Annotated in this window: 25 protein-coding genes; 14 read left to right on the forward strand and 11 right to left on the reverse strand. The window is 61.4% G+C overall.

What is annotated here, in order from left to right; genetic code table 11:
* Nucleotides 1–21: 21 nt before the first annotated feature.
* The 3 genes from ACTJKL_RS24550 to ACTJKL_RS24560 all read right to left on the reverse strand — a co-directional run bounded on the left by ACTJKL_RS24550 (nt 22) and on the right by ACTJKL_RS24560 (nt 3,234).
* Nucleotides 22–774, reverse strand: a complete 753-nt coding sequence (locus tag ACTJKL_RS24550) for a phosphodiester glycosidase family protein (protein ID WP_440854039.1) — start codon at nt 772–774, stop codon at nt 22–24.
* A 73-nt stretch (nt 775–847) separates the two neighbouring features.
* The gene (locus ACTJKL_RS24555) at nt 848–1,552 is read right to left on the reverse strand and encodes a 4Fe-4S dicluster domain-containing protein (RefSeq protein WP_018095267.1); all 705 of its coding nucleotides are present in this window, start codon (nt 1,550–1,552) and stop codon (nt 848–850) included.
* Between the two features lie 107 nt (nt 1,553–1,659).
* A complete protein-coding gene (locus ACTJKL_RS24560; RefSeq protein WP_018095268.1) occupies nt 1,660–3,234 on the reverse strand; it encodes a trimethylamine methyltransferase family protein in 1,575 nt (524 codons plus the stop codon).
* Between the two features lie 509 nt (nt 3,235–3,743).
* Here ACTJKL_RS24560 and ACTJKL_RS24565 point away from each other — a divergent pair.
* Complete coding sequence (locus ACTJKL_RS24565; RefSeq protein WP_018095269.1) at nt 3,744–4,442, forward strand: cobalamin B12-binding domain-containing protein; 699 nt, start codon at nt 3,744–3,746, stop codon at nt 4,440–4,442.
* Nucleotides 4,443–4,533: 91 nt separating this feature from the next.
* Here the strand turns inward: ACTJKL_RS24565 and ACTJKL_RS24570 are convergent, their stop codons facing one another.
* Nucleotides 4,534–4,692, reverse strand: a complete 159-nt coding sequence (locus ACTJKL_RS24570) for an entericidin domain-containing protein (protein ID WP_440854040.1) — start codon at nt 4,690–4,692, stop codon at nt 4,534–4,536.
* A 37-nt stretch (nt 4,693–4,729) separates the two neighbouring features.
* Here ACTJKL_RS24570 and ACTJKL_RS24575 point away from each other — a divergent pair, with 37 nt between their 5' ends.
* Nucleotides 4,730–5,359, forward strand: coding sequence for a DUF1638 domain-containing protein (locus ACTJKL_RS24575; RefSeq protein WP_440854041.1), 630 nt, complete (start codon nt 4,730–4,732; stop codon nt 5,357–5,359).
* 298 nt (nt 5,360–5,657) lie between these two features.
* Here the strand turns inward: ACTJKL_RS24575 and ACTJKL_RS24580 are convergent, their stop codons facing one another.
* Nucleotides 5,658–6,125: a BA14K family protein gene (locus ACTJKL_RS24580; RefSeq protein WP_275597756.1), complete on the reverse strand. Its 468-nt coding sequence runs from the start codon at nt 6,123–6,125 to the stop codon at nt 5,658–5,660.
* Nucleotides 6,126–6,430: 305 nt separating this feature from the next.
* Between ACTJKL_RS24580 and ACTJKL_RS24585 the strand changes: the two genes are divergently transcribed.
* The 7 genes from ACTJKL_RS24585 (at nt 6,431) to ACTJKL_RS24615 (ending at nt 12,620) form a co-directional block, all read left to right on the forward strand.
* Complete coding sequence (locus tag ACTJKL_RS24585; protein ID WP_003530676.1) at nt 6,431–6,733, forward strand: virulence factor; 303 nt, start codon at nt 6,431–6,433, stop codon at nt 6,731–6,733.
* Complete coding sequence (locus ACTJKL_RS24590; RefSeq protein ID WP_275597755.1) at nt 6,726–7,313, forward strand: methylenetetrahydrofolate reductase C-terminal domain-containing protein; 588 nt, start codon at nt 6,726–6,728, stop codon at nt 7,311–7,313. The genes ACTJKL_RS24585 and ACTJKL_RS24590 overlap by 8 nt, the downstream gene beginning before the upstream one ends.
* Complete coding sequence (locus tag ACTJKL_RS24595) at nt 7,310–8,401, forward strand: methylenetetrahydrofolate reductase (RefSeq protein WP_440854042.1); 1,092 nt, start codon at nt 7,310–7,312, stop codon at nt 8,399–8,401. Before ACTJKL_RS24590 ends, ACTJKL_RS24595 begins: the two co-directional genes overlap by 4 nt.
* Before the next feature lie 121 nt (nt 8,402–8,522).
* The gene (locus ACTJKL_RS24600; RefSeq protein WP_100673765.1) at nt 8,523–9,485 is read left to right on the forward strand and encodes a methyltetrahydrofolate cobalamin methyltransferase; all 963 of its coding nucleotides are present in this window, start codon (nt 8,523–8,525) and stop codon (nt 9,483–9,485) included.
* Between the two features lie 2 nt (nt 9,486–9,487).
* Nucleotides 9,488–9,826 (forward strand): hypothetical protein, encoded by a 339-nt coding sequence (locus ACTJKL_RS24605; protein ID WP_440854043.1) that lies wholly within the window; start codon nt 9,488–9,490, stop codon nt 9,824–9,826.
* A gap of 19 nt (nt 9,827–9,845) precedes the next feature.
* Nucleotides 9,846–11,897, forward strand: a complete 2,052-nt coding sequence (locus ACTJKL_RS24610; protein ID WP_379943099.1) for an ASKHA domain-containing protein — start codon at nt 9,846–9,848, stop codon at nt 11,895–11,897.
* A 60-nt stretch (nt 11,898–11,957) separates the two neighbouring features.
* On the forward strand, nt 11,958–12,620 hold the full coding sequence (locus ACTJKL_RS24615) for a phosphotransferase-like protein (protein WP_440854044.1): 663 nt from the start codon (nt 11,958–11,960) through the stop codon (nt 12,618–12,620).
* Nucleotides 12,621–12,817: 197 nt separating this feature from the next.
* Here ACTJKL_RS24615 and ACTJKL_RS24620 read toward each other — a convergent pair whose 3' ends face one another.
* The 3 genes from ACTJKL_RS24620 to ACTJKL_RS24630 form a co-directional block, all read right to left on the reverse strand.
* The gene (locus tag ACTJKL_RS24620; RefSeq protein ID WP_275597752.1) at nt 12,818–13,288 is read right to left on the reverse strand and encodes an SRPBCC family protein; all 471 of its coding nucleotides are present in this window, start codon (nt 13,286–13,288) and stop codon (nt 12,818–12,820) included.
* 30 nt (nt 13,289–13,318) lie between these two features.
* Nucleotides 13,319–13,648, reverse strand: a complete 330-nt coding sequence (locus ACTJKL_RS24625) for an ArsR/SmtB family transcription factor (RefSeq protein WP_275602516.1) — start codon at nt 13,646–13,648, stop codon at nt 13,319–13,321.
* A 97-nt stretch (nt 13,649–13,745) separates the two neighbouring features.
* A complete protein-coding gene (locus ACTJKL_RS24630; RefSeq protein ID WP_018095281.1) occupies nt 13,746–14,642 on the reverse strand; it encodes a LysR substrate-binding domain-containing protein in 897 nt (298 codons plus the stop codon).
* Between the two features lie 550 nt (nt 14,643–15,192).
* Between ACTJKL_RS24630 and ACTJKL_RS24635 the strand changes: the two genes are divergently transcribed.
* The gene (locus ACTJKL_RS24635; RefSeq protein WP_018095283.1) at nt 15,193–15,393 is read left to right on the forward strand and encodes a hypothetical protein; all 201 of its coding nucleotides are present in this window, start codon (nt 15,193–15,195) and stop codon (nt 15,391–15,393) included.
* A gap of 123 nt (nt 15,394–15,516) precedes the next feature.
* Here ACTJKL_RS24635 and ACTJKL_RS24640 read toward each other — a convergent pair whose 3' ends face one another.
* Nucleotides 15,517–16,380, reverse strand: coding sequence for an alpha/beta fold hydrolase (locus ACTJKL_RS24640; protein WP_018095284.1), 864 nt, complete (start codon nt 16,378–16,380; stop codon nt 15,517–15,519).
* 233 nt (nt 16,381–16,613) lie between these two features.
* On the opposite strand from ACTJKL_RS24640, the gene ACTJKL_RS24645 reads away from it, so the two are divergent.
* Nucleotides 16,614–17,213, forward strand: a complete 600-nt coding sequence (locus ACTJKL_RS24645; protein ID WP_100673772.1) for a YdeI/OmpD-associated family protein — start codon at nt 16,614–16,616, stop codon at nt 17,211–17,213.
* Between the two features lie 13 nt (nt 17,214–17,226).
* On the opposite strand, the gene dmeF is transcribed toward ACTJKL_RS24645, so the two are convergent.
* Together dmeF and ACTJKL_RS24655 are read right to left on the reverse strand one after the other, a co-directional pair.
* Entirely contained in the window at nt 17,227–18,192 is a 966-nt protein-coding gene (dmeF, locus tag ACTJKL_RS24650) for a CDF family Co(II)/Ni(II) efflux transporter DmeF (RefSeq protein ID WP_275597751.1), read from the reverse strand.
* A complete protein-coding gene (locus ACTJKL_RS24655) occupies nt 18,189–18,461 on the reverse strand; it encodes a metal/formaldehyde-sensitive transcriptional repressor (RefSeq protein WP_018095287.1) in 273 nt (90 codons plus the stop codon). The genes dmeF and ACTJKL_RS24655 overlap by 4 nt, the downstream gene beginning before the upstream one ends.
* 506 nt (nt 18,462–18,967) lie before the next feature.
* On the opposite strand from ACTJKL_RS24655, the gene ACTJKL_RS24660 reads away from it, so the two are divergent.
* The 3 genes from ACTJKL_RS24660 to ACTJKL_RS24670 all read left to right on the forward strand — a co-directional run.
* Nucleotides 18,968–19,972, forward strand: a complete 1,005-nt coding sequence (locus ACTJKL_RS24660; protein WP_003530649.1) for a GlxA family transcriptional regulator — start codon at nt 18,968–18,970, stop codon at nt 19,970–19,972.
* A gap of 408 nt (nt 19,973–20,380) precedes the next feature.
* On the forward strand, nt 20,381–21,142 hold the full coding sequence (locus tag ACTJKL_RS24665) for an outer membrane protein (protein WP_440854045.1): 762 nt from the start codon (nt 20,381–20,383) through the stop codon (nt 21,140–21,142).
* 212 nt (nt 21,143–21,354) lie between these two features.
* Nucleotides 21,355–25,154, forward strand: a 3,800-nt coding sequence (locus ACTJKL_RS24670) for a beta strand repeat-containing protein (RefSeq protein ID WP_440854046.1), incomplete at its 3' end; no start/stop codon positions are given.

Here is a 25,154-nt window from a genome sequence, read left to right on the forward strand (position 1 = left end):
GCGGCTCGACGGATCGAGAAGTCAGCGCGGAAACGCCGCGACGACAGCGATGATCGGGCCGAGCGGAAACAGCCGATCGTGCCGATTGATCTCCGGCGCATAAAGGCTCGAGATCGTTCCGTCGAGAAAGAGCGCATTGGGGCAATCGAGCGCGTCGCGAAACAAAGTCGCGAAATCGTGAAAGCGCACCGGCCGTTTCGACACGGCGAAGACCACCTTCCCGCTGTTCGTCACCCCGACGCCATTGCGGGTCTTGAGGCTGTCGCTCTCAGGCAGGAAACGGGGATGCAGCGCACCATCGATGACGAGCATCGGACCGGATTGCGTCGCGAAACGCGGCTCGATGCCGGCAAGGCGATAGGCCTCCGCCGCCATGACCCCGGCCATGCCATCGCCGACATAAAAGACGCCGTTCGGCAGCATGTGAAAGTTGCCCCAACCCGGATTTCTATTGAGCGGCGCCAGTTCCGCACCCTCCTCCACATGCAGCCCGACCGGAGCGAGGTCCTCGTGGTACATGCCGCCGTTCATCGCGAAGACGAGATACTGTTCGCGACGACGAAGTTCGAGCGACAGCGCCCTGAAAGACCTGAACGGCATGCCCGTCTGATCCTTGTTGTAGAGCCTTATGTCGCTCGTCGACGGGTCGAAGCTGCAGGCGAGGTAGGTTTCGCCGAGATGGAGAACATCGCGACAGGCACCGAATGCGGGTGCAGCCAGACCGGCGGATAGAAGGGCGGCGCCGGCGATGAAGGCTCTTGTAAACAGCGGCATCGAACAGACCCGGAGGGAATCATACGACGTAGCATCGCATGGATTGCAGCGGATTTATGCGGGCGCGCGCTGATTAAAGCTCGATCGCCGCCATATGGAAACGCAATTGCCCCGCCGGATAGCGATAGTCGCACCCCACCGGACAGGCATCGCGGGACAGACAGCCGTGAGCAAGGCAGCCGGTCACCCCTTCTCCGGTTCTCAGATGCGCGCGACAGCGCCCCATATCGAACGTAGCGCCTGCCAAGGCGTCCGCCGGGCAGCCAGAAAGGCAGGGCCGTCCAATACAGCGTTCGCAGGGGTGGCCACCCGCCGGCTCGCCCGTCACCGGCATGGCTCGATCGAAGCCCAGCGCGCCGCGATAGCCGTGCCATAGGCCGTAGCGCGGATGAATGAGGATGCCGAGCGGCGACGGCTTCAGCCCCTCGGCACGCATTGCCCATTGCTGGAAGGGCTGCCAAGGGGGATCGGATGGAAAATACGCCGAGGCGCCTGCTGCCGCAGCCGCCGGGCGGATGACCTGCTTCGACCACTTGTCGAGCGGCTCCGCACCGCCGCCGTCCGGTTCGCCTTCGCGCCACCGACTGAAGGACTCCCAGACCGAGCCGCCGACATTGCCGATCAGCACCACGCTCGCCGCGGACTTGCCTCCTTCGAGCGTCGGCGCCCCCTCGCCCGGTGCGAAGTTCACGGTTCCGCGCAAAAAAAGACCGTGCGGCGCAAGCGCCGCACGGATGGTTTCAAGCACATCGCTTTCCGATGCGTAAGGAGCCGTCATTTCGGTTTCGGCCCTTGAGTTTCGTAATGCGGGCGCCAGACCTCTTTCTGTATCATATCGGCTACCTGCGCCGCGCCGCCTTGCTCCCTGGCTCGCTCGGGAGCCTTTCAGGTGAAGGCGTCGGGCATCGAGTCCTTCCGCTTGGCGATGAATTCCTTCAGCGCCTCGTCGATTGCCGGGTCGAGATAGGGCGCCTCATAGTTTTCGAGCCACGAGCGGGCGAGCGCGTTGGCGCGCTGTTCGATCCGCTTCTCGCCCTCGATCTCCCACTGCTCGAAGGAGTTGTTATCGGCGAGCGGCGAGCGATAGAAGGCGCTCTGGAAGTTCGCCTGCGTATGTGCACAGCCGAGATAGTGGCTGCCGGGGCCGACTTCGCGGATGGCGTCGAGCGCCTGCGCGTCTTCGGAAAGGTCCACGCCCTCGGCCATCTTCTGCATCATGCCGAGCTGATCCTGGTCGATCATGAACTTCTCGTAGGACGAGACGAGACCGCCCTCGAGCCAGCCGGCTGCATGCAGCACGAAGTTGGTGCCGGCAAGCAGCGTCATGTTCAGCGTATTTGCCGATTCATGTGCGGCCTGCGCATCCGGAACCTTCGAGCCGCAGAGCGAACCGCCGGTACGGAACGGCAGGCCGAGGCGGCGAGCCAGCTGAGCAGCGCCGTAGGAGACGAGCGACGGCTCCGGCGTGCCGAAGGTCGGCGCGCCCGACTGCATCGAAATCGACGCGGCGAAGGTGCCGAACAGCACCGGCGCGCCCTTGCGGATGAGCTGGGTAAAGGCCGCACCTGCGAGCACTTCGGCGAGGATCTGCGTCAGTGTGCCGGCGACCGTGACCGGGCTCATCGCGCCCGACAGGATGAAGGGCGAAACGACGCAAGCCTGGTTATGGCGGGCGTAGACCTTCGCGGCACCGAGCATCGTCTCGTCGAAGACCATCGGCGAGTTCGCGTTGATGAGATTCAACGTCACCGCATTGTTCTCGACGAAATCGTCGCCGAAAAGGATCTTCGCCATTGCGACCGTGTCTTCGGCGCGCTCGGGCGCGGTGACCGATCCCATGAAGGGTTTGTCGGAATAGCGGATATGGCTATAGACCATATCGAGGTGACGCTTGTTCACGGCGATGTCGACCGGTTCGCATACCGTGCCGCCCGAAGAGTGCATCGACGGAGCCATATAGGCGAGCTTCACGAAGTTGCGGAAATCCTCGATCGTCGCATAGCGGCGGTTGCCGTCGAGATCGCGCACGAAGGGCGGACCGTAAACCGGCGCGAAGACGGTCGCCTTGCCGCCGATCTGAGCGCTGCGCTCCGGGTTGCGCGCGTGCCAGGTAAAATCCTTCGGCGCCGTCTTCAAGAGCTCGCGGCAAAGTCCCTTCGGGAAATGCACGCGTTGACCGCGCACGTCGGCACCAGCGGCCTTCCACAGATCGAGCGCTTCGGCATCATCGCGAAACTCGATGCCGATCTCTTCGAGAACGACCTCGGCGTTGCGTTCGATGAGCTGCAGCCCTTCCTCGTCAAGAACTTCGTATTCGCGAATCCTGCGCTGGATATAAGGCAGAGACGGTCCCGGGCCACCGCCGGTGCGGGAAGCGCGACGCGCTGCCGCTCCCCGCCCCTCGCCACGCGCGCGGCGTCCGCCGCCTTCGGCCGCACCTTGTTCTGTAACGTCGCTCATTCGCTCATTCCTCTTCCCGCGGTGCCCCGCGCATTATGCGCGATGAACGCCGCAACACTTTGATGGGTGGGTGCATACCCCTTTCGCGAGGCTAATCCAGCGGCGGGCATATGCATCCGGTAGTCGATTTGACGTAATGCTACCAAGGCGCCGGACCGGTACGGGTCTTAATGCGCCAACGGCTGGCGCATCTTAGACACTCGTTCTCCGGTCGCTGCCATTGCAGTCGTCTTTCGGCTGCTTCAGATCGGCACCGCGCAAGCGCCACTCTAACGCCTTGAAGTGCTGTATAATTTTGCAGGCAGCAGATTCCGAACCGCGGAATAATGCCGCCGCCGTCGCGTGGGAGCATTTACGCCGGGCGCCGTCGTTTTTCATCACATGCGACGTCGCTTTCAACAAGAGATTTTTAGGTATAGCCCGCTAAGGATTGGGCGACGCGTCCGGATTGCGCCCTCTCTCGTGCCACCCGTGCGAAATGACTGTGCCAGGAACCGAGGAACCCAACTATGGCAGACGATGAAATCATTCTCGAGGACCTTTCCGATGAGGAACTCGTGCAGCAGATGCATGACGACCTCTATGACGGTCTCAAGGAGGAAATCGAGGAAGGGACGCGCATCCTCCTCAAGCGTGGCTGGACGCCTTACGACGTCCTGACCCAGGCTCTGGTCGAAGGCATGCGCATCGTCGGCATCGATTTCCGCGACGGCATTCTCTTCGTCCCGGAAGTGCTCCTTTCGGCCAATGCCATGAAGGCCGGCATGTTCATCCTGCGCCCGTTGCTTGTTGAGACCGGTGCCCCGAAGCTCGGCAAGATGGTGATCGGCACGGTCAAGGGCGACATCCACGACATCGGCAAGAACCTCGTCGGCATGATGATGGAAGGCGCCGGCTTCGACGTCGTCGACCTCGGCATCAACAATCCGGTCGAGAACTACCTCGAAGCGCTCGAGCGTGAGAAGCCGGACATCCTCGGCATGTCTGCCCTGCTCACGACGACCATGCCCTACATGAAGGTCGTCATCGACACGATGAAGGAAAAGGGATTGCGCGACGAATACATCGTCCTCGTCGGCGGTGCACCGCTCAACGAGGAATTCGGCAAGGCCGTCGGGGCCGATGCCTATTGCCGCGATGCCGCCGTCGCCGTCGAGACGGCCAAGGACTACATGAAGCGCAAGCACAATCAGCTCGCAGCAGGCTGAGACGATCCGACATGAAAAAGCCGGCTGCCCGTGTGAACGAGCAGGCGGCTTTTTTGTTTTCGGAAAGAGCGTCGATCTTGCGCTCAGGCCGTCAGTTGGCGGCCTTGGCGACCCGATGGCCGGCTCCCTGTGTCGCGTTTACTGCATTTGCAGTATCCTGTCCTACGCCGCGGATCGTGTTTGCGCAGGAACTCAGGGTTGCCAGCGATATCAAAACAGCTCCGATGGTCGCGATAGATTTTGTCGTCATGACCGTGATTCCTTTGTTGATGCAAGGCGGAATAAAGATGGAAAACGCAACGTCGGCAAGAGAACGTGCACAACCGAAGAAAGTTCATGTCATTGGTTGCGGCGCGATCGCGCGCGAAATTCTTGCCGTCTGCGCGGCCAACGGGCTCGACCACATCGAGCTCAACTGTCTGCCGGCCATCTGGCACAACACGCCGGAAAAGATCACTCCGGGCCTGCGTGAGGCTATCACCCGGGCGCGCGCCAACGGTTTCGAGCGCATCTTCATCGCCTATGCCGATTGCGGCACCGGCGGGCTTATCGACCGCCTCTGCGAAGAGGAAGGGGTGACGCGCATCCCGGGGCCGCATTGCTACTCGTTCTTTGCCGGAAACACGGATTTCGCAGCCCGCTGGGACGATGACATCACAGCCTTCTTCCTGACGGATTTCCTTGCCCGGCAGTTCGAAGCCTTCGTCATCGAGCCGCTCGGCCTCGACCGGCACCCGGAACTGCGCGACATGTATTTCGGCCACTACCGCAAGCTCGTCTATCTCTCCCAGCAGGAGGACGCGGTGTTGCAGGAAAAGGCGCGTCGCGCCGCCGATATTCTCGGGCTCGAATATGAGTACCGCTATACCGGCTATGGCGATCTCACGACATCGCTGATCGAGATTCGATCCCTCTGAGTCGGCGTTTGTGCCGCCCGAGGGAATAGTTGGGCGCCGTCACATGTCCTATCCAATTCACGATGGGAGAGAGACAATGGCCCGCAGATCGACGATAGTCGCAGCCGCGATTGCCCTTTTGACACTCGCCGGGTGCATGACAAATCAATCCAGCCGAAACACGATGACCCCTGCCGGAAGCAGTTCCGGCGGCAGCAGCATGGGCAGTTCGGGAGGCGGCAGTTCGGGTTACTGAGCCACACTTCGGCGCGACGCGCTTTTAAGGCCGCCCGTTACCGACGGACGGCCTCGCGACACATCAGTAATACGGCGAATAGCACTGCTGTCTTGGGCCACCATAGGGCTGATAGGAATTGTCCGCAGCGCGGTACGAGCGGTAGCGGTCATAGCACCAGTTGACGTGGCTGGAAGGCAGTCCCGGCGCCGCATAGCGTGGCTCTGCGTAACGCGGCTGGGCGATGGCGCCGCCAATGATCATGCCGGCACCGAAGGCTCCCAGAGGATACCACCAGCCGTCGCTGTGCCGGCGGTAGCCGTGGCGGCGATAGCTGTAGCCGCGATGCCCGTTATACCAGCCGTGACGATGGCCGTGCCGGCGCCAGCCGTGCCGCGGGCGATGTCGGTGACCATGCCAGCCGCGGTGGTCGACCGTCTGCACGTCGCTCGCCTGCGACACCGGAACGGTTGGGAAGGGCATAGCTTGCGCAGGCGCATAGGCGGTGAAAGCCGTCACAGCCGCGAGGAACAGTATCCCAATCTTCTTCATCTCCACACCTATCTGTTCGAATAGGTCAGAGCTTTTGCCGCCGGCCAGGTGAACACGCAGTGAATGCAAAATTCATGATATTCTTAAGGACCATCCGAAGGCCGGTGCACGCCTATTCCCGGTCCTTTGTCGCCGCCGATAAGGCAGGCATTTCGCCGCGCCGGCACAAGCGGCGCGCTCCGCGAACGCAAGGTTCGCATGCGCGATCGTGCAGCGTCGTTTTTGGACATATCGGACGTCGTGGCAAGGTGAGCCACGGCGCGTGGACATGCGCATTGTCGCCCCTATAGGAGAACAGGAATCCGATGGCAGACCGCATTATCGTCTACTGGCGCGATATCCCCGCGCAAGTCATCATCAAGCAGGGCCGCAAGACCGCCAAACGCGAGCTCTCGCTGCGTTTCACCGAGGCGATCGACATGTGCGCCATGCGCACCGGAGCCGCCGAGACCGACGACTACCTCGCCGAATGGCGCAAGGCCGATCCCGTTCCGGTATCCGACGACCTCGAGGCGGAAGCCGACAGGGCGGCCGCGGAATTGGAAGCCGCCTATGACCGGGAGCGCCTCGTCGCACTCGTCAAGGCCGGAGGCCGGGACAATGCCTGACCCCAAGGTCGTGACCGGCAACGCCCAGTCCGCCAGGAAGGCGGCGACGGGCGCCTATACGCCCCAGGGTGTGTCGCCCAGCCGCCGCTCGCGCCACAAATACACGGTACGTCTCTGGGCCGTGCGCAATTCGCGTTTCCTCGAGTGGTTCTACAACCGTTTCGCCGACATGTTCCTGCTTCTCCATCCGCTTTGGAACGCAATCGGCTACAACCGGGTTGAAAGGCCTGTCACCTTCGTCGAGCGTCACGTCAAGGGCTTCCTGTTCGACTGTCGCATGTGCGGCCAGTGCGCGTTGTCCTCAACCGGTATGTCGTGCCCCATGAACTGTCCGAAACAGCTGAGGAACGGCCCCTGCGGCGGCGTACGCGCAAACGGCAATTGCGAAGTCGAACCCGACATGCCCTGCGTCTGGGTGCAGGCGTGGAAGGGCTCGCAGAACATGGTGAAGGGTGATGCAATCATGAACGTGCAGAAACCGGTCAACCAGTCGCTGCGCGAAACCTCTTCCTGGTTGCGGGTAACGGCCGAGGCCGCGGCCGCCCGCGAAGCGGCGAACAAGGAAGGTCCGCAGCAATGAGTCCGGACATCAATCCTCACGATCCCGGCGCACCGCTCGATCCCCTGCCCGGCCATTCCTCGCGCGGGCGGTTGGAGCGCGTGCTGCGCCGCGGCGAGTTCGCAGTTACCGCCGAACTCAATCCGCCGGACAGCGCCGATCCCCAGGACGTCTACGAGCGAGCGGCAGTCTTCGACGGATGGGTGGACGGCATCAATGCGGTCGACGCTTCAGGCGCCAACTGCCACATGTCATCCGTCGGCATCTGCGCGCTCCTGACGCGCATGGGCTATGCGCCGATCATGCAGATCGCCTGCCGCGACAAGAACCGCATCGCGATTCAGGGTGACGTGCTCGGCGCCTCGGCCATGGGTGTCCAGAACATCATGTGCCTCACCGGCGACGGCGTGCAGGCGGGCGACCAGCCCGGGGCCAAGCCGGTTTTCGATCTCGACTGCATGTCCCTGCTCGATACGGTGCGCATCATGCGCGACAATTCAAAGTTTCTTTCGGGCCGCAAGCTGACGACGCCGCCTCAGGTATTCCTCGGAGCGGCGATCAACCCCTTCGCTCCGCCCTATGATTTCCGCCCCTACCGCCTCGCCAAGAAGATCGAGGCCGGCGCACAGTTCGTGCAGAGCCAGTATTGCTTCGATGTTCCGATGTTTCGCGAATACATGAAGAAGGTGCGCGATCTCGGTCTTCACGAGAAGTGCTACATCCTGGTGGGCGTCGGGCCGATGGCATCCGCCAAGACTGCCCGCTGGATCCGCTCCAATGTTCCGGGCATCCACATTCCGGACAGCATCATCAAGCGGCTCGAGGGCGCACAGGACCAGAAAAAGGAAGGCAAGCAGCTCTGCATCGACATCATGAACGAGGTGAAGGAGATCGAGGGCGTTTCCGGCGTCCACGTCATGGCCTACCGCCAGGAAGAGTATGTTGCCGAAATCGTCCATGAATCAGGTGTCCTGAGGGGCCGCAAACCCTGGACTCGCGAAGCCGCGCCGACCGATGCGCTGGTTGCGGAGCGGCTGGAACATATCCGCGAAGGCAAAGAAGAAAATCAGCAGCAGATGGCCGAGGCCGCTGCGCACCACCCGCATTGAGACAAAGCCGTGAGTCGGCGGCTTTAGCAGAGGATAACCGGCGCTCCTGCTCGTCCAGCGCCTTACAAACACAGAACGGCCCTATTACATAGGCCAACGCTCAAGGTTCAGAGGATCTCATATGACCCGCACCATCGTCGCCTCCGCCACCCGCGAGATCATCATCGGCTTCGACCAGCCCTTCTGCGTCATCGGCGAACGCATCAATCCGACAGGCCGTAAGAAGCTCGCCGCCGAGATGATCGAGGGCAACTTCGACACCGTGATCAAGGATGCGCTGGAGCAGGTTGCCGCCGGCGCGACGATGCTCGACGTCAATGCAGGCGTGACGGCCGTCGACCCGAACGAGACCGAGCCGCCGCTCCTCGTCAAGACTCTGGAGATCGTTCAGGGCCTCGTCGACGTGCCGCTGTCGATCGACAGTTCGGTTACTGCCGCCATCGAAGCCGGCCTGCGCGTCGCAAAGGGCCGCCCGCTCGTCAACTCGGTGACCGGCGAGGAAGAGAAGCTCGAAGCGATCCTGCCGCTCTGCAAGAAATACGACGTTCCGGTGGTGGCGATCTCCAATGACGAGACCGGCATTTCGATGGACCCGGACGTCCGCTTCGCGGTCGCCAAGAAGATCGTCGAGCGCGCCGCCGATTACGGCATCAAGCCGCACGATATCGTCGTCGATCCGCTGGTCATGCCGATCGGCGCACTGGGATCTGCGGGCCAGCAGGTTTTCGCGCTGCTTCGCCGCCTTCGCGAAGAGCTCAAGGTCAACACCACCTGCGGCCTCTCCAACATCTCCTTCGGCCTGCCGCATCGCCACGGCATCAATGCCGGCTTCATCCCCATGGTGATCGGCGCCGGCATGACCTCGGCCATCATGAACCCCTGCCGTCCGCAGGAGATGGAGGCGGTTCGAGCCGCAAACGTGCTTAACGGCACCGACCCGAACTGCACAAACTGGATCATGACCTATCGCGACCACAAGCCGGCCGAAGGCGGCCAGGCCGTCGCTGCTGCGGCCGCACCGGCGGGTGCCGGCGGGCGGCGCGGCGGACGCGCGGCGCGCGCCGGCGTCGCACGGGCGGAGTAAAAATGGCCAGGCACCACTCCTTCGCAAGCGACCTGGCGGCACTCTGGTTTCAGGCCCCCATGGTCATAGCCGCGCGTACGCAGGCGATGGCCGTAGCCGCTATCACCGGCTCGGCAACCGACTATGTCGAGGCAAGCCGGATGGTGACTGAAAAGATGGCGGCAGTCGCCGAAAGCGTCGTCGCCGCCAATGTCGCCCTGGCGAAGGAAGGAATGGGTGCGGCCGCGGCGCTTGCCGCCGGAAAGCCGGGCTCTGCCGCCGCGCACAACCGGATAGCGGCGGCCGCAGTTCGGCCCTATGCCAAGCGCGTGCGGGCAAACGCCCGCCGGCTCGCGAAATAAACTGCTGGCGAGACAGAAAATGTTGAACGTGCCCTCGAAGGACGAAAAGAACGATCCGCTGGTGCTCTTCATGCCCTCCGGCAAACGCGGCCGTTTCCCCGTCGGGACGCCGATCCTCGATGCCGCACGTTCGCTTGGAGTTTATGTCGAAAGCGTCTGTGGCGGCCGCGCCACCTGCGGACGTTGCCAGGTTTCCGTCCAGGAAGGCAATTTCGCCAAGCACAAGATCGTTTCGTCCAACGACCATATCTCGCCGATTGGTCCCAAGGAGCAGCGTTACGCGAGCGTGCGCGAATTGCCTGACGGGCGGCGGCTGTCCTGCTCGGCCCAGATTCTCGGCGATCTCGTCATCGACGTGCCGCAGGACACCGTCATCAACGCACAGGTGGTGCGCAAGGCCGCAACCGACCGCGTGATCGAGCGCAATGCGGCGGTGCAACTGTGCTATGTCGAGATCGACGAACCGGACATGCATAAGCCGCTCGGCGATCTCGATCGGTTGAAGGTCGTCCTGGAAAAAGACTGGGGTTGGAAGGACCTTCTGATCGCCCCCCACCTGATCCCCCAGGTGCAAGGCATATTGCGCAAGGGCAATTGGGCAGTGACTGCGGCGATCCATCGCGACATGGACTCCTCGCGTCCCTTCATTGTCGCTCTCTGGCCGGGGCTGAAGAACGAGGCCTATGGCGTCGCCTGCGACATTGGCTCGACAACGATTGCGATGCATCTCGTATCGCTGCTCTCCGGACGCATCGTGGCCTCCTCCGGCACATCGAATCCGCAGATCCGCTTCGGTGAGGATCTGATGAGCCGCGTCTCCTATGTGATGATGAATCCGGATGGCCGCGAGGCGATGACCAAAGCGGTACGCGAAGCGTTGAACGGCCTGATCGGCAAGGTCTGCGCCGAGGGCGAGGTCGACCGCCGCGACATTCTCGACATGGTCGTCGTCGCCAATCCGATCATGCATCACCTGTTCCTCGGGATCGACCCGACGGAGCTCGGCCAGGCGCCATTCGCACTGGCCGTCTCCGGCGCCCTGCAATATTGGGCGCACGAAATCGACATAGAGGTCAATCGCGGCGCGCGCCTCTATATGCTCCCGTGCATCGCCGGCCATGTCGGAGCGGACGCCGCGGGTGCGACGCTTTCCGAAGGGCCGCATCGTCAGGATAAGATGATGCTGCTCGTCGATGTCGGCACCAATGCCGAGATCGTGCTCGGCAACAGGGAGCGCGTCGTGGCCGCCTCATCGCCGACCGGACCGGCCTTCGAGGGGGCCGAGATCTCCTCCGGCCAACGAGCCGCACCCGGAGCGATCGAGCGCGTTCGCATCGATCCCGAGACGCTGGAGCCGCGGTTCCGGGTGATCGGCGTCGACAAATGGTCGAATGAAGAAGGTTTCGCCGAGGCCGCTGCGGCAGTCGGTGTCACAGGGATCTGTGGCTCGGCGATCATTGAAGTCGTCGCGGAGATGTACCTCACCGGCATCATTTCGCAGGACGGCGTCGTCGACGGCGCAATGGTCGCAAAGAGCCCGCGCATCATCCCGAACGGCCGCACCTTCTCCTATCTGCTCCACGAAGGCGAACAGCGCATCACCGTGACGCAGAACGATATCCGAGCGATCCAGCTCGCCAAGTCCGCGCTCTATGCCGGCATCAAGCTGCTCATGGAGAAACAAGGTGTCGATCACGTCGACACGATCCGGTTTGCCGGTGCCTTCGGCTCCTTCATCGATCCGAAATATGCCATGGTGCTCGGACTGATTCCCGATTGCGACCTCACCGAAGTGAAGGCGGTCGGCAATGCCGCCGGCACAGGCGCGCTGATGGCGCTCCTCAATCGCGGTCACCGCCGCGAGATCGAGCAAACAGTGAGGAAAATCGAGAAGATAGAGACGGCGCTTGAATCGAAGTTTCAGGAGCATTTCGTCAACGCCATGGCGATGCCGAACAAGGTGGATGCCTTCCCGAAACTCGCCGAAGTGGTTACCCTGCCGGCGCGCAAGGCACTGATTGACGACGGTGGCGAAGGGGGCGGTCGCAGACGGCGACGCAGCAGGGAGTAGCCCCAGCCTCGTCTCACCGCGCGAATAGCCGGACCTTGTGTCGACGGCCGAGGAGATCCGATGAAAAGCGGCTGCAATCCTGGACGGATCGTCATCCTCAACGGGGCACCGCGATCCGGCAAGTCGAGCATAGCCGCGGTGATCCAGGAGACATTCGACGGTCCGTGGATGAACCTTGGCGTCGACACTTACATGGAGCGAGTAATACCTCGCCGCTACCTGCCGGGGATCGGGTTGCGGCCCGGCGGTGAATTGCCTGAAATCGAAGCGCTCGTACCTCTCTTCTATGCAGCCCTCTACGAGTCCGTTGCCGCGCATAGCCGGCTGGGTCTGAACGTTGTCGTCGATGTCGGGCATCACGAGGCCTATGGCGAACCACGCCATATCCTCCCCGACTGCGCTCGGCGGCTTCTCGGCCTTCCCGTCCTCTTCGTCGGGGTGCGGTGTCCGGTTGAGACGATAATGGAGCGGCGCAATCGCGGCCAGCTCGGCCGCGAAGGCGGTTACCTCGCCGGCAGCGAGGCGGAGCCTGTTCCGCGCCAGGTGCTCGCCTGGCAGCGAGAGGTGCATCGCCCCGGTATCTACGATCTCGCAGTCGACACGTCCATGATGACGCCTGACGAATGCGCCGCGCTCATCCGCAAACGGCTCGAAGCAGAGCCCATGGCTCCGACAGCATTCCAACGGCTGGCCAGAATGGCCAGCATTTCGCAGCCCGATTAAAGTCTGTTGAGAGTCGCGATGTCCGCGGCGGCTTGTTTCATGTCAATGTGCTTGTCACAAGGATCCAGCCGACCAAGTCCTTGGGCAGGAAGAACGCCTCCCGCGCTGATTGCAGTCCCCATATACGCTTTATGGGCCGATCGGTCGGCAGAGCCAGCCATAGGTTCTGAATGGCATGATGACCGGGAACGGTGAACTCAAGCTGCTGCCATCTCCACATAGGACGCCAACAGGCCGCCCCAGCCGTTTTCCGAATTGAAAATACCGCGCATTTCCTCGGCCTTCACGCCGTAATTTTCGAGATGGCGGTGCTCGAGAATGACGGTCGTGCCACCTTCCCCATTTGGCTCGAACAGGATCTCCACTTCGGTATGCAGGCCGGGATCGTAGTCGAAATCGGCGTTGAGCTGCCAGTCGAAGAGAATTCGGTTCGGTCGGTCGCACGCGATGACACGCCCCCACTCGCATTCTTCTCCCGCGTTGCCGATCTCGTACCAGCGGCCACCCGCGACGGCCTCTACAACAACCGTCTTTTGACCGGACTGCGTGAGGCTGTGGCCCTTGATCCACCACGTCCCCATTCCGCTGACGAAAATGTCGAACGCCTGCTGCGGCGATGTACGCACCGTAACCGACTTACGGACCGGTGCCGGCTCGATCATGTTCATGAGGTCTCCTCCCGTGAGATCGCGACAGAGTTACTCTTCGGCTTTTTCAGACCACTCGGCCGCCTCGACCGCCTGCTTGAATGCGGCGAGTTGATCATCCCAGAATCGGTCGAGCCATTTCCTGAGCGGCCCCAGCCCGTTGGGATCGATCGAATAGATTCGCCGCGCACCCGACGGCACGTCGCGCACGAGATGTGCCGCCTTCAGTATCTTCAAATGCTGTGAGATCGCCGGCTGTGAAACCGGCATCGCCCGGGCGATCTCGGCGACCGACTGCCGCCGCTCAGCCACCTTCTCGAAGATGGCACGGCGCGTTGGATCGGCGAGCGCAGCAAAGGCTTTATCCTGATCATAAGTCATAGCTTATTATAAGCCAAAACTTATGATCGTCCACCCCGGTATCGCGCGACGTTTGCTTCCCGAGTCGTTTGGCGGTCCCGGGACGCCGCCTGCGGAATTATGCCGCCTGCATCTGCAGCTCGGCGAAGGCAGCGCGAACATGCTCCGCGACCGCCAGAACCGGCGCCGGCGCATCTTCGATGACCTTGAGGCCGATGTTGTAGTGACCTAGATCCGGCAGGCCGTCACGCTCGCCGAGCTGGACCATCTCGCCTTGGACGAGATAGCGCGGCAGCGGCGCGATCGCGAGCCCGGCGAGAACAGCCGCACGCTGTCCGGTCGTATAGGCGCTCAAAAAGGCGACGCGGAACTTGCGGCCCGCACGCGACAGCTTCTCGACCGCATCGGCACGCCAGACGCAGCCGTCCTCCCACATGGAAACCGGCAGAGGATCGCGCAGATGCGCGTTCCCGCATTTCGCACCTGCCCAGACCAGTTTCTCCTGCATCAGGATTTCTGCGCCTTTGGCAGAGTCCTCGGAAAGGCTGTTGAACACGGCGATGTCCAGCCGATGCTCGTCGACCCGCTTGCGCATCGCGTTGCTCATGCCGATCGAAACGTCGATGGTGACGTTCGGATACGTCTCGGCAAAGCGCTTCAATACATCAGGCAGAATTCGCTCGCCGACGTCCTCCGGCGCACCGACCCGCACCACCCCGTTCATGTCTGGCAACAGGAAGCGGGACACCGTCTCGTTGTTGAGCGATAGAAGCCGCCGGGCATAGCCGAGCAGGAGTTCGCCCTTCGGCGTCAGCGACACCGAGCGGGCGTCGCGCAGGAACAACGTGCAGCCGAGCATTTCCTCGAGCTTCTTGATCTGCATCGAAACGGCTGAAGGCGTGCGGTAGACCGTCTCCGCGGCGGTGGTGAAGTTTCCGGTCTCGGCAATGGCGACGAAAGTCTTGAGCACGTCCATTTCGAGCAGCGGAAGCGCGTGGCGCATCATCATGTTCATGGCGGCATCCTAGATCAGAAAAACTGAAAGATAACTTAACTTCATTTCGTTTGATTGAACATCACGCATGCGCGATAGTCAAGCTTCCAAGGGACGGAAACGCCCTGAACCAGAAGGAGAAGGCTATGTCCGCTCTGATGTTGGCGATCGATAATGGCGCCCCTGACGAAAGACCGGGCCCGAGTGCCGCGCCCACCGGCCGGGCGCCCAGGCAGGCTCGAACCGTCGATGAAGGAGACATCGTTCTGGCAATGCTGGGGCATGCCCGATCTCTTATCGAACGGATTGCCGAACGGCGTCGTGCCGGCAATCTAGTCAGGAATCGGGTGGAAACACGCCGCCAATTGGCGAGACTGCCAGCCAGGGTCCGAAACGACCTGTTACCCGCGGAACAGCAACCGATCAGAGCATCCGATAGAACGACTAAAGCGGGCGAAATCAATCACGGGGTTTGATGAATCGCATCAAACATATTCGTTTGAATGATCAATCGCGTTGCACCATAACGTCCATGGTCGCGACCTTTTGAGGAACTCAGAAGGAACCAGCTATGTCTATGAACGAGCATTTTTCATCCGCATCGAGCCCGGGTCTCGCAGCCCTGCCCGGACTTTTCAACCTGCGGGCACGTGCCTGGGCCGCCTGGAAGCGCCACCGCAACGAACGTGTCCTGGAGAACCTCTCCTATGACACGTTGAAGGATATCGGCTTCCCCTCCGTCGATGATGCAGTGCATAAGACGGACCAATGAATAAAGACTGCAGATGCCATCCTCCCGGCATTGACCGCAAGACCAGACTATAAGGGCATTCCCGCAACGGAATGCCCTTTTTGTTTCGAAAAGCGCCAAGCACTTGGCGCCAGCAAGTGCTCCCTACTCGAAGAATCCCTTCGGCGTCTTGCCCTTCAGAAAAGGTTCGACGAACGCATGAAGCAGCTCGGGCTGGCTGATGACGGCGGTGTGCGACGTCGCCGGGAGGACGGCAAGGCGAGAGGCGGGCAGTGGTTTGCCCATGTCGCCCATGACGCCCCCGCCGAGCAGCCGGAACAAAGCGACCGAATGTTCGAGGGTCGCCACGTCCGCATCGCCGGTGATGATCAAAACCGGGGTTTTCAATGCCCTGACGTCCGCTTCCCATGCCATCGGCTCCTTCTCCAGCGCGATCAGTTTCCTGACGAGCTCGGGGAAGCCGTCGGGATTGGCTGCTAGCTTGCGATAGTCCTCGGCAAACGGCATGTTGACGAACATCTCGACCGACATCTGGGGAATGAAGGCCTTGAACGCCGGCTGCCAGCCCTCGGCATCATAGGCCACGGAGGCGGCGGCGAGCTTGTTGACTTTTTCCGGATGGCGAATGGCAAGCTGCAGACCGGCAGCCGCACCCATCGAGTAGCCGAAGACATCGGCCTTTTCGATCTTCACGGCATCCATGAAGGCTGCGACGTCATCGGCAAGATTGGGATAGGTGATCGGCCGGTCGATATCCGTGGTGCGGCCGTGGCCCTGAAACTCGATCGCATAGACCTTGTGGGTCTCGGCGAGCTTCGGGATAATGGCACCCATCGAAGGGATGTTCATGTAGGCGCCATGCAGCACGATGAGCGGGTCGCCCTCGCCCGAGACTTCGTAATACATTTCCATGCCGTTGACCTTGACCCGATCGCCCGCCGGTTCGGATCGGGCAAGCGTGGCGCCCGCAACGAGCAGCGTCGCGGTAATCAGGGCGGTGCGGAACATCGTTCTTCTCCTCGGTTTGGGACCGGCCTGTGCCGGTTTCGATGATAAGACGAGCGAGTCTCCCGCTCCCCGACATGAGCAACACAATTTTGCAGCGCTGCGCAACCTGTGACTGCCTTTGCCCGGACGACCCCCTCGCCTCCTGATAATATTTGCGGCTGGCATCAGTGGCATGTTTTTGCTTTTGTAAAAGCGGTCCGTGTCGAGAGTTCCCCAGTAGATCGGTAATCCTGATGAGTGAGAGTGAAGCCCAATTGCCGGTGATCCATTTTGCGGACGCAAAGACCTTCGAAACGTGGATCGCGGAGCAAGGACCTGATTGCAAGGGGCTTTGGGTGAAATTCGCCAAGAAGGCGTCCGGGATAGCGACCATCACGCCGAGGGAGGCGCTCGATGTGGCGCTCTGTTACGGCTGGATCGACGGTCAGCGTATTGGATCCGACAGCGACTTTTACCTGAACAAATACACGCCGCGCCGTGCGCGCAGCCGATGGTCGCAGGTGAATTGCGCTCGGGCGACCGAATTGATCGCCGAGGGGCGCATGATGCCGCGCGGCCTTGCCGAAGTTGAACGCGCCAAGAACGACGGCCGGTGGGATGCCGCCGCGCCACCGCCGAGCAAGGCGACCGTGCCCGACGATCTTCACCATGCGCTTGCGCAGAACGCAGCGGCTAAGATGCTGTTCGACGAACTCGACAGCCAAAATCGCTACGCAATCCTATTTCGCATTCACGATGCGAAGAAGACCGAGACGCGGGCTGCGCGCATCGAAAAATATGTCGGCATGCTTGCCCGCGGCGAGACGCCTTACCCACGACGCAAGGCGCGATAGATCGATCTGCCTCTCAGGCCGCCAGCGGTTCGACCTCGACCGTCACGTGCGAAAGCTCGTGGATATGCTCGAGCTTGCGGCGGTAGCTCGACGGACTTTGCGGATTCTTCGTCACCAGCGAAACGATGGCACCGTGGTGGCCGGGCCCAAGCTGCCACACGTGCAGATCGGTGATCCGATCCCCGTCCCGCTCGATTGCCGCGCGTATTTCGTCGGGCAGGTCCTCGCCCGGCGGAATGTAATCGAGCAAAACGCTGCCGCTGTCTCGTATCAGGCCCCATGACCAGCGGGCAATCACCAGCGCGCCGACAATGCCCATCATCGGATCGAGCCATATCCAGCCAAAGACGCTGCCGGCCGCAAGCGCGACGATCGCAAGGACCGAGGTGAGCGCGTCCGCCAGCACATGCAGGTAGGCGGCACGCAGGTTGTTGTCCCGCCCCTGGGCCGAGACGCCATGGTGGTGCTCGTGATGGTGATGATGGCCGTGGTGATTGTGACTATGGTGGTGATGTGAATGATCCTCACGAAGCAGCCAGGCACAGGCGAGATTGACCGCAAGTCCGAGTACGGCCACCGAAATGGCTTGCGGAAAACTGATTGCCACCGGATCGGCAAGCCGCAAGAGGCTTTCCCAGCCGATCAGCAGCGCGATCAAGGCAAGTACGATCGCGCTTGAGAAACCGGCGAGATCGCCAAGCTTGCCCGTACCGAAGGTAAAGCGTGGGTTGCGCGCGTTACGCCGGGCATAGAGATAGGCGAGCGCCGCGATGAGCAGGGCCGCGGCGTGTGTCGACATGTGCCAGCCGTCGGCGACCAATGCCATGGAACCGTAAAAGGTACCGGCGGCGATCTCCGCCACCATCATTCCCGCAGTCAGTGCGATGACGGACCAGGTGCGCCTTTCGTTGCGCTGGTGATTGTCGCCGAGGAATACATGATCATGACCAGTGGGCGCCGGTGAATGGGTTTCGCTCATTTCAGGTATCTCCTGACGATTTCGATCAGTTCGGCAGCGCCCTCTTCGCGCTCTCCTTGAGATTCGTGGCCGGCGACGTGGCCGCGAATATGATCTTCGATCAGTTCGATCGTCAGCCCGTTGACTGCACCGCGCACGGAGGCGACGAGGTTGAGAATATCGCCGCAGGCCTGGCGAGCTTCGAGCGCACGCTCGACCGCTTCCATCTGCCCCTTTAGCCGGCGGACACGGGCGAGCAACTTTTCCTGATCTCTGATCGTGTGGGACATAGCATAGGGGGGTACCCTATTTCAGACGCCCATGCAAGCCGCGCCGTCGCTGTGTTGCCTTGACGCCGGGCCACGAAGCTGCGCGCTCTCCAATGCGTCTTGTCAGATACCGACATCCAGACTCCGCGAAGATGAAAAGTCGCTGGCGGCAAAGTCGCAACTCAGGCGCTGTTGCGCAGCTTTCGCTCAGTTTGCCTCATTTTTGCTCGATTACGTCATCGCGGTCCGTGATCTTGTCGCATTCCATATACTCGTCGATCCGGCCCGCGAGAGGCCCGGGCCGATGGATGTCGCAATGCGAAATTTCTTCCCAGTCGCGGCTTTCCATGCCAATGTCGCAATTCGGCAAGCTGAAGCGCATATTCCAAGCGACGAATATACGAGCCTTAATGCATGTCGCCCAAAAGTGCGCAGCGGTTTGGGGCTGACGACATGCACGGAAGCGACGACCTGAAGTGCGTCGCATGAATTCTATCTCTGCAACGTGCTTTAGCCTGGGAGGTTCTATGCACAAACCGCTGACGAAGAAGCGCTCGCTCGTCTTCTTTCTGGTGCCAAACTTTTCGATGCTGCCCTTTTCGGCGGCGATCGAGACACTTCGCATCGCGAACCGGATGCTCGGTTATGAAGCCTATACGTGGCGTCTCGCCTCGACCGACGGGCAAAAGGTCTATTCGTCGGCGGGCATTGCGCTCGAAGTCAACACCTCGCTCGCCGACGAACGCAAATATCTCGGCGGAGAAAGCCGCCCATCGATGGTGCTGGTCTGTTCGGGCGTCTATGTCGAGGACTTCCAGAACAAGTCGGTGAATGCATGGCTGCGCGAAGCCTATAATCGCGGCATCGCCGTCGGCAGTCTCTGTACCGGCGCCCATGTGCTCGCCTCGGCGGGCCTGCTCACGGGCAAGCGCTGCGCGATCCATTGGGAAAACCTGCCGGGCTTCTCCGAGAGCTTCCCCCAGGCCGATGTATATGCGGACCTCTACGAGATCGACGGCAACATCTATACGTGCGCCGGCGGCACCGCCTCACTCGACATGATGCTGAACCTGATCGATCAGGATTTCGGCGAGAACCTCGTCAACCGCGTATGCGAACAGGCGCTGACGGATCGGGTGCGCGGGCCGCACGACCGCCAGCGGCTGCCGCTGAGAGCGCGTCTCGGCGTCCAGAACGCAAAGGTCCTGTCAATCATCGAATTGATGGAGAGCAACCTCTCCGAGCCGCTGTCGCTACTGGAGATCGCAGAAAGCGCGGACCTGTCTCGCCGTCAGATAGAACGGCTTTTCCGCCAGGAAATGGGCAGATCGCCTGCCCGCTATTATCTGGAAATCCGCCTCGACCGCGCCCGGCACCTGCTTATCCAGTCGTCCATGCCGGTTGTGGAAGTCGCCGTCGCCTGCGGCTTCGTTTCCGCTTCGCATTTCTCGAAGTGTTACCGCGAGCTTTACAACCGCTCGCCGCAGCAGGAACGCGCCGAGCGCAAGCTGACGCTGCAGATGGCACGGTAGATCGCGTCTATTCGATCCTCTGGGACCTTGCCGGGTTGGTCGAAACCCTGATTCGTTCGTACGGGCCGATTGCTTTAGAGCACTTCCGGAAAGGGTGTAACGCTCTTCCGTGTGGAAGTGTGTGATTCCAAACTGTTAGAACGTTTCCCTGTTTCATTGAAACAGGGAAACGGCGGGCTTCGCTCTCCGGCCGCGCCGCCGCGCAGCAGTGAAGGATTTCGCTTTTCGCCGCCTTCAATTGGGCCGGAGCACCATTTTCTCCGGATAAACGGCGCCCTCTCACAAAAAATTAATGATTGTGCAAAGCGCCCACTTTCTTTGGGCCGCCGTCTTACTTATGGTCGCATAACGAGAATTCCATCAGCATAATCATCTATAAGTTGTTTATCATATATCACGAGAGATAATATGTCCGGTCTCGCCTCGCCCGTGGCCTTCGCCATCGCGCTGACGGTAACAAGCGCTCACGCGACCTTCGCCGACGAACTGACTTCCTCCCGAAACTGGTCGGGCTGTTATCTGGGAGCAAATGCGGGCTATGGCCGCGCCGATGCCGAAGCAACCGATAAGCCGTTCACCCAGGGGCCATTCGCGACGGACGGAACCTCCTGGAACAGTGTCGGTCCGCCCTACGAGGTGATCAAGAGCGATGATCACGGAGTAGTCGGCGGGATCGAAGCCGGTTGCGACCGGCAATTCGATGTCGAAGGGCTGACACTCGTCTTCGGTGGCGCAGTCGATTTCAGCCTTATGAATCTTGCCGGCACCGGCACGTCCGCAATCGTCAACGACACACATGCAAGCTTCGACACCGACTGGGTCGGCACCGCGCGTCTTCGTGCCGGACTTGCCGCCGACGACCTGCTCTTTTATGTGACCGGCGGTGTCGCCGTGGCCGATATCGGCGTGCGCGCCTACGACCTTAGCGACTGGCCGACGATCGGTCAGATGAACGTTTCCGGCGGAGGAACAAAGAGCGGTTGGGTGGCAGGTGCTGGGGCTGAGTGGCGCTTTGCGGAGAACTGGTCGGCAACGCTCGAATATCTTCATTACGATTTCGGCAAGGTGACCGCCTCGGGCGCAGCGATCGAACCGGTCGGCGCGTTCCCGCGCTACGAAAACGATCTCGATTTCGATGTGGTGCGGGTCGGAATCCGTTGGCGAATGTGACCTTGCGGGACGCCGAGTGGTAGAGGCAAAGACACAAGGCGGCCGCATCGTAAGCGAACACAAAAACCTTTTTAATCAATGTATTACGAGTTTTCTTCAGACGCTTGTGACATAAACAGCGTCGTAGACAAAGACAGGGCGGACACGCCCGTGGCTTGGAGTCAGTGCCGTCCCTCCAGGCGATCGCGGCAGATATTGCAGGAGTGCAGACAATGGCGCAAACATTAATCGACTTTTCCGCCGGGCAGATCACCGACGGATCGGCCGGCGGGGCCGATAATGTCCTTAGCGCCGGCGGGCTCGTTTTCACGATATCCGCGCAAGGAAATTGGAGTGCCAATTTCGACAACGGCCGTTTCAATTTCGCCGAGGACCCGGCCTATGGCGGCGAACAATTTTCGATCGCCATCACCAGCGCAACCGGAGCTTTGATCGACTTCTACGACTACCAGATAAGCGTGAACGCCGATCCTTTGGTCGTGAATGGTTGGTCGCCGGGACTCGGTCTGGACGGAACCACCTGGTACGACGACAATATTCACGCCGATGGCGTCGGGCCCTATTATTATCGGGCGATCTTTGCCGGCAATGTTCCCGCTATGAGCAGAGGAGCATCGCTCAGCCTGCAAGATCTCATCATTCCGGAGACGACGACCACCGGCACGATGAGCTTTTGGCTCGATAATATAACCATCGACGCGAACCACCGGCCGGTTGTTACCAATTTCGATGCCTCCGACGCAAAGGACTATGTCAGCGGCAGTCAAGCTGCGATACTTGTGGATACCATAAGTCTGGCTGCCGTCGTCGATGCTGACAATACCGGCTGGAGCGGTGGACAGATACGTTTCACGCTTTCCGGAGTGGTTGCAGGCGAAGATGTCCTCGGTCTGCAAAACCAGGGAACGGGTGCCGGGCAAATCGGAATTTCAGGTACGATCGTTACCTTTGGTGGCACCGCTATCGGAACAATGAGCGGAGGCGGTGCGGGGTCCAGCTTCCTGCAGGTCGCTTTGAACGGCAACGCTTCGGGCGCCGCAGTGGAAGCCATTATTCACAACCTGACCTACGCCAACATGGGCGCCTCGCCCACCGGCACAAGGACCATCTCTGTTACGGTCCGCGACGCCGAAGGCGGCAATTCGACAACGACATCGACGACGGTGAATCTCATCGCAGTCAATGACGCTCCGGTGACGACGACGTCCGGCGGTACCGGATCCTTTACTGAGGGAGATGCACCGGTGGCGATCGACACCGGACTAACCGTGTCCGACCTCGACAACGGCACGCTCGCCTCGGCGACCGTCCAGATCACCGGAAACTTTCATTCCGGTCAGGACGTTCTGGCCTTCGCGAATACCAGTTCGGCCGCGTTCGGGAACATCGATGCCACTTATAGCTCCCTGACAGGCGTTTTGACCCTTACGTCGCCGGGCGGAACGGCAACCGTCGCGCAGTGGCAGGCGGCGTTACGGACCGTCACTTATTTGAACACCTCCGAGGCCCCCACGGCTGCGGCCCGTACGATCAGCTTCACCACCAATGACGGCACGAGCGACAGCGCTCCCGCCACGAAGATCATCGACGTCGGCTCCGTCAACGATGCGCCGCAAATTTCCGCGCCCGGTGCAATCGCTCTCACGGAGGACACCGCGGCCGCTGTCACGGGCATTTCCTTCTCCGACGCCGACGCTGGCGGCAGTTCCGTGACCGTTACCTTCTCCGTGCCATCGGGATCGCTCTCGGCCGTCAGCGGCAGCGGCGTAACCGCAGGCGGAACGGGGACGGGCCTCACGCTCACCGGCACGGTGGCCGATATCAACGCATTCATTGCAGCCGCAAACGTGACTTTCACGCCGGCCGCGAATGCGACCGGCAACGTGATCCTCACGACGAGCATCACCGATGGCGGAAACACAGGCAGCGGCGGCGCGCAGACCGCGGCGGAAACGACGGCGCTGCAAATAACGGCGGTCAACGACGCCCCGACGGTTTCGGCTCCCGCTGTGGTCAGTATTTCTGAGGACACCGCGACGGCAATTACGGGCATCTCCTTCGCTGATGCGGATGCAGGGTCCAGCACCGTTACAGTTACTTTCAGCGTCGCCTCGGGATTGCTCTCGGCGCATTCAGCGGGCGGCGTTACCGTTTCCGGCACGGGCACATCGCTGGAAATGTCCGGCTCCCTGGCCGACATCAATGCCTTCATCGCCGGTTCGAATGTCACATTTACGCCGGTGTCCAACTCGACCAGCAACGTCGTTCTGACGACGGAGATCAACGACCTCGGCAACGCGGGGTCCGGCGGCGCGAAAAGCGATGCTTCCTCCACGACGCTCGTAGTGACTGCCGTGAACGATGCACCCGTAAACCACGTTCCGGTCGGGCAATCGGTCCTAGCCGACGGCGCCCTCGTCTTCAGCATTGCAGATGGAAATCTAATTTCGATTGCCGACGTCGATGCCGGCAGCGGTACGGTCGTGGTGACGCTTACCGCCGAACACGGCCAGCTTACGCTGAGCGGCACTACGGGTCTGACCTTTATTGCCGGCACCGGCACGTCCGATTCGGGCATGACCTTTGCGGGTTCCCTGAGCGACATCAACGTCGCACTGAACGGGCTGGTTTTCTCTCCTAGCCCCGGCTATTCGGGCGACGCCTCACTAAAGATCACAACCAATGATCAGGGGCATTCCGGTTCGGGCGGTGCGCAAAGCGATAGCGATACGATCACCATCGCCGTCGTGTCGCCGGCTCCGCAGGTCTTAAGCGTCGACGCTGCCGCACCGGACGGAGTCTACAAGGCAGGAGATACGATCACACTGACCGTAACTTTCGACGGGGTGGTCAACGTCGACACCACCGGCGGAACGCCGACATTGCTGTTGGAAACCGGCGCCACCGATCGGCTTGCCGCGTATGTCTCGGGTTCCGGATCGAATACGCTGTCCTTCAGCTACACGGTTCAGGCGGGCGATCTGGCTCCGGATCTGGATTATGCGGGCATCTCCGCGCTAGCGGCGAACGGCGGAGCGATCAGAAGCGCCACCAATGTCGGCGCCGATCTGACACTGCCGACGCCGGGCGGCGCCAACTCGATCGCCGCGCAGAACAACATCGTCGTGGACGGCGTTGGGCCGACGGTCACCAGCGTAGGAGTGCCTGCAGCCGGCACTTACAAATTCGGCGACAGTCTGGACTTCGCGATCAACTTCCATGAGGCGGTGACCGTGGACACCACCAACGGCGTTCCGCGACTTGCGGTTATGCTCGATATGGGCGGGACAGCCTATGCCGAATATATTGCAGGAAGCGGCAGCACCGCTCTGGCATTCCGACTGACGGTTGCCGATAACCAGGCAGATTGGACCGGGACCGGCATCACGCTCGGCCCCGTCACGCTCAATGGGGCGACTATAAGCGACAGCGCCGGCAACAGCGCTCTGCTTACCTTGAACAATATAGCGCCGACCAGCTCCATCCTCGTCGACGGCATCGTCAATGACGCTCCCGCGCTCACCGGCGATCTGAGAGCGACGGTCGCAGAGGGCGGAACCTATAAGCTCACGACGGCCGATCTCGGCTATTCCGATCCGGACGACACTGCAGCAGGTGTTAGCTTCAACGTCTCCAACGCCGTCAATGGCTCTGTCCTCGTCAACGGGTCAGTGGCCGCGAGCTTTACGGCGGCGCAACTCGCAGCCGGCCTCGTCTCCTTCCGCCACAATGGCTCGGAGACCACTGCCGCATCCTTCCGGGTCGTCGTCGAAGACGGCAATGAGGACAACTCCGCGCCAACCCCTGCGACATTCAATTTCACCGTCAACCCCGTCAACGACGCTCCCATACGCAGCGGCGATCTGAGAGCGGCGGTCGCAGAGGGCGGAACCTATAAGCTCACGACGGCCGATCTCGGCTATTCCGATCCGGACGACACCGCAGCGGGTGTTAGCTTCAACGTCTCGAACGCCGTCAATGGCTCTGTCCTCGTCAACGGGTCAGTGGCCGC

Origin of the sequence: Sinorhizobium sp. 22678 (assembly GCF_052044265.1) — a bacterium.
Classification (GTDB): Bacteria; Pseudomonadota; Alphaproteobacteria; order Rhizobiales; family Rhizobiaceae; genus Sinorhizobium; species Sinorhizobium meliloti_A.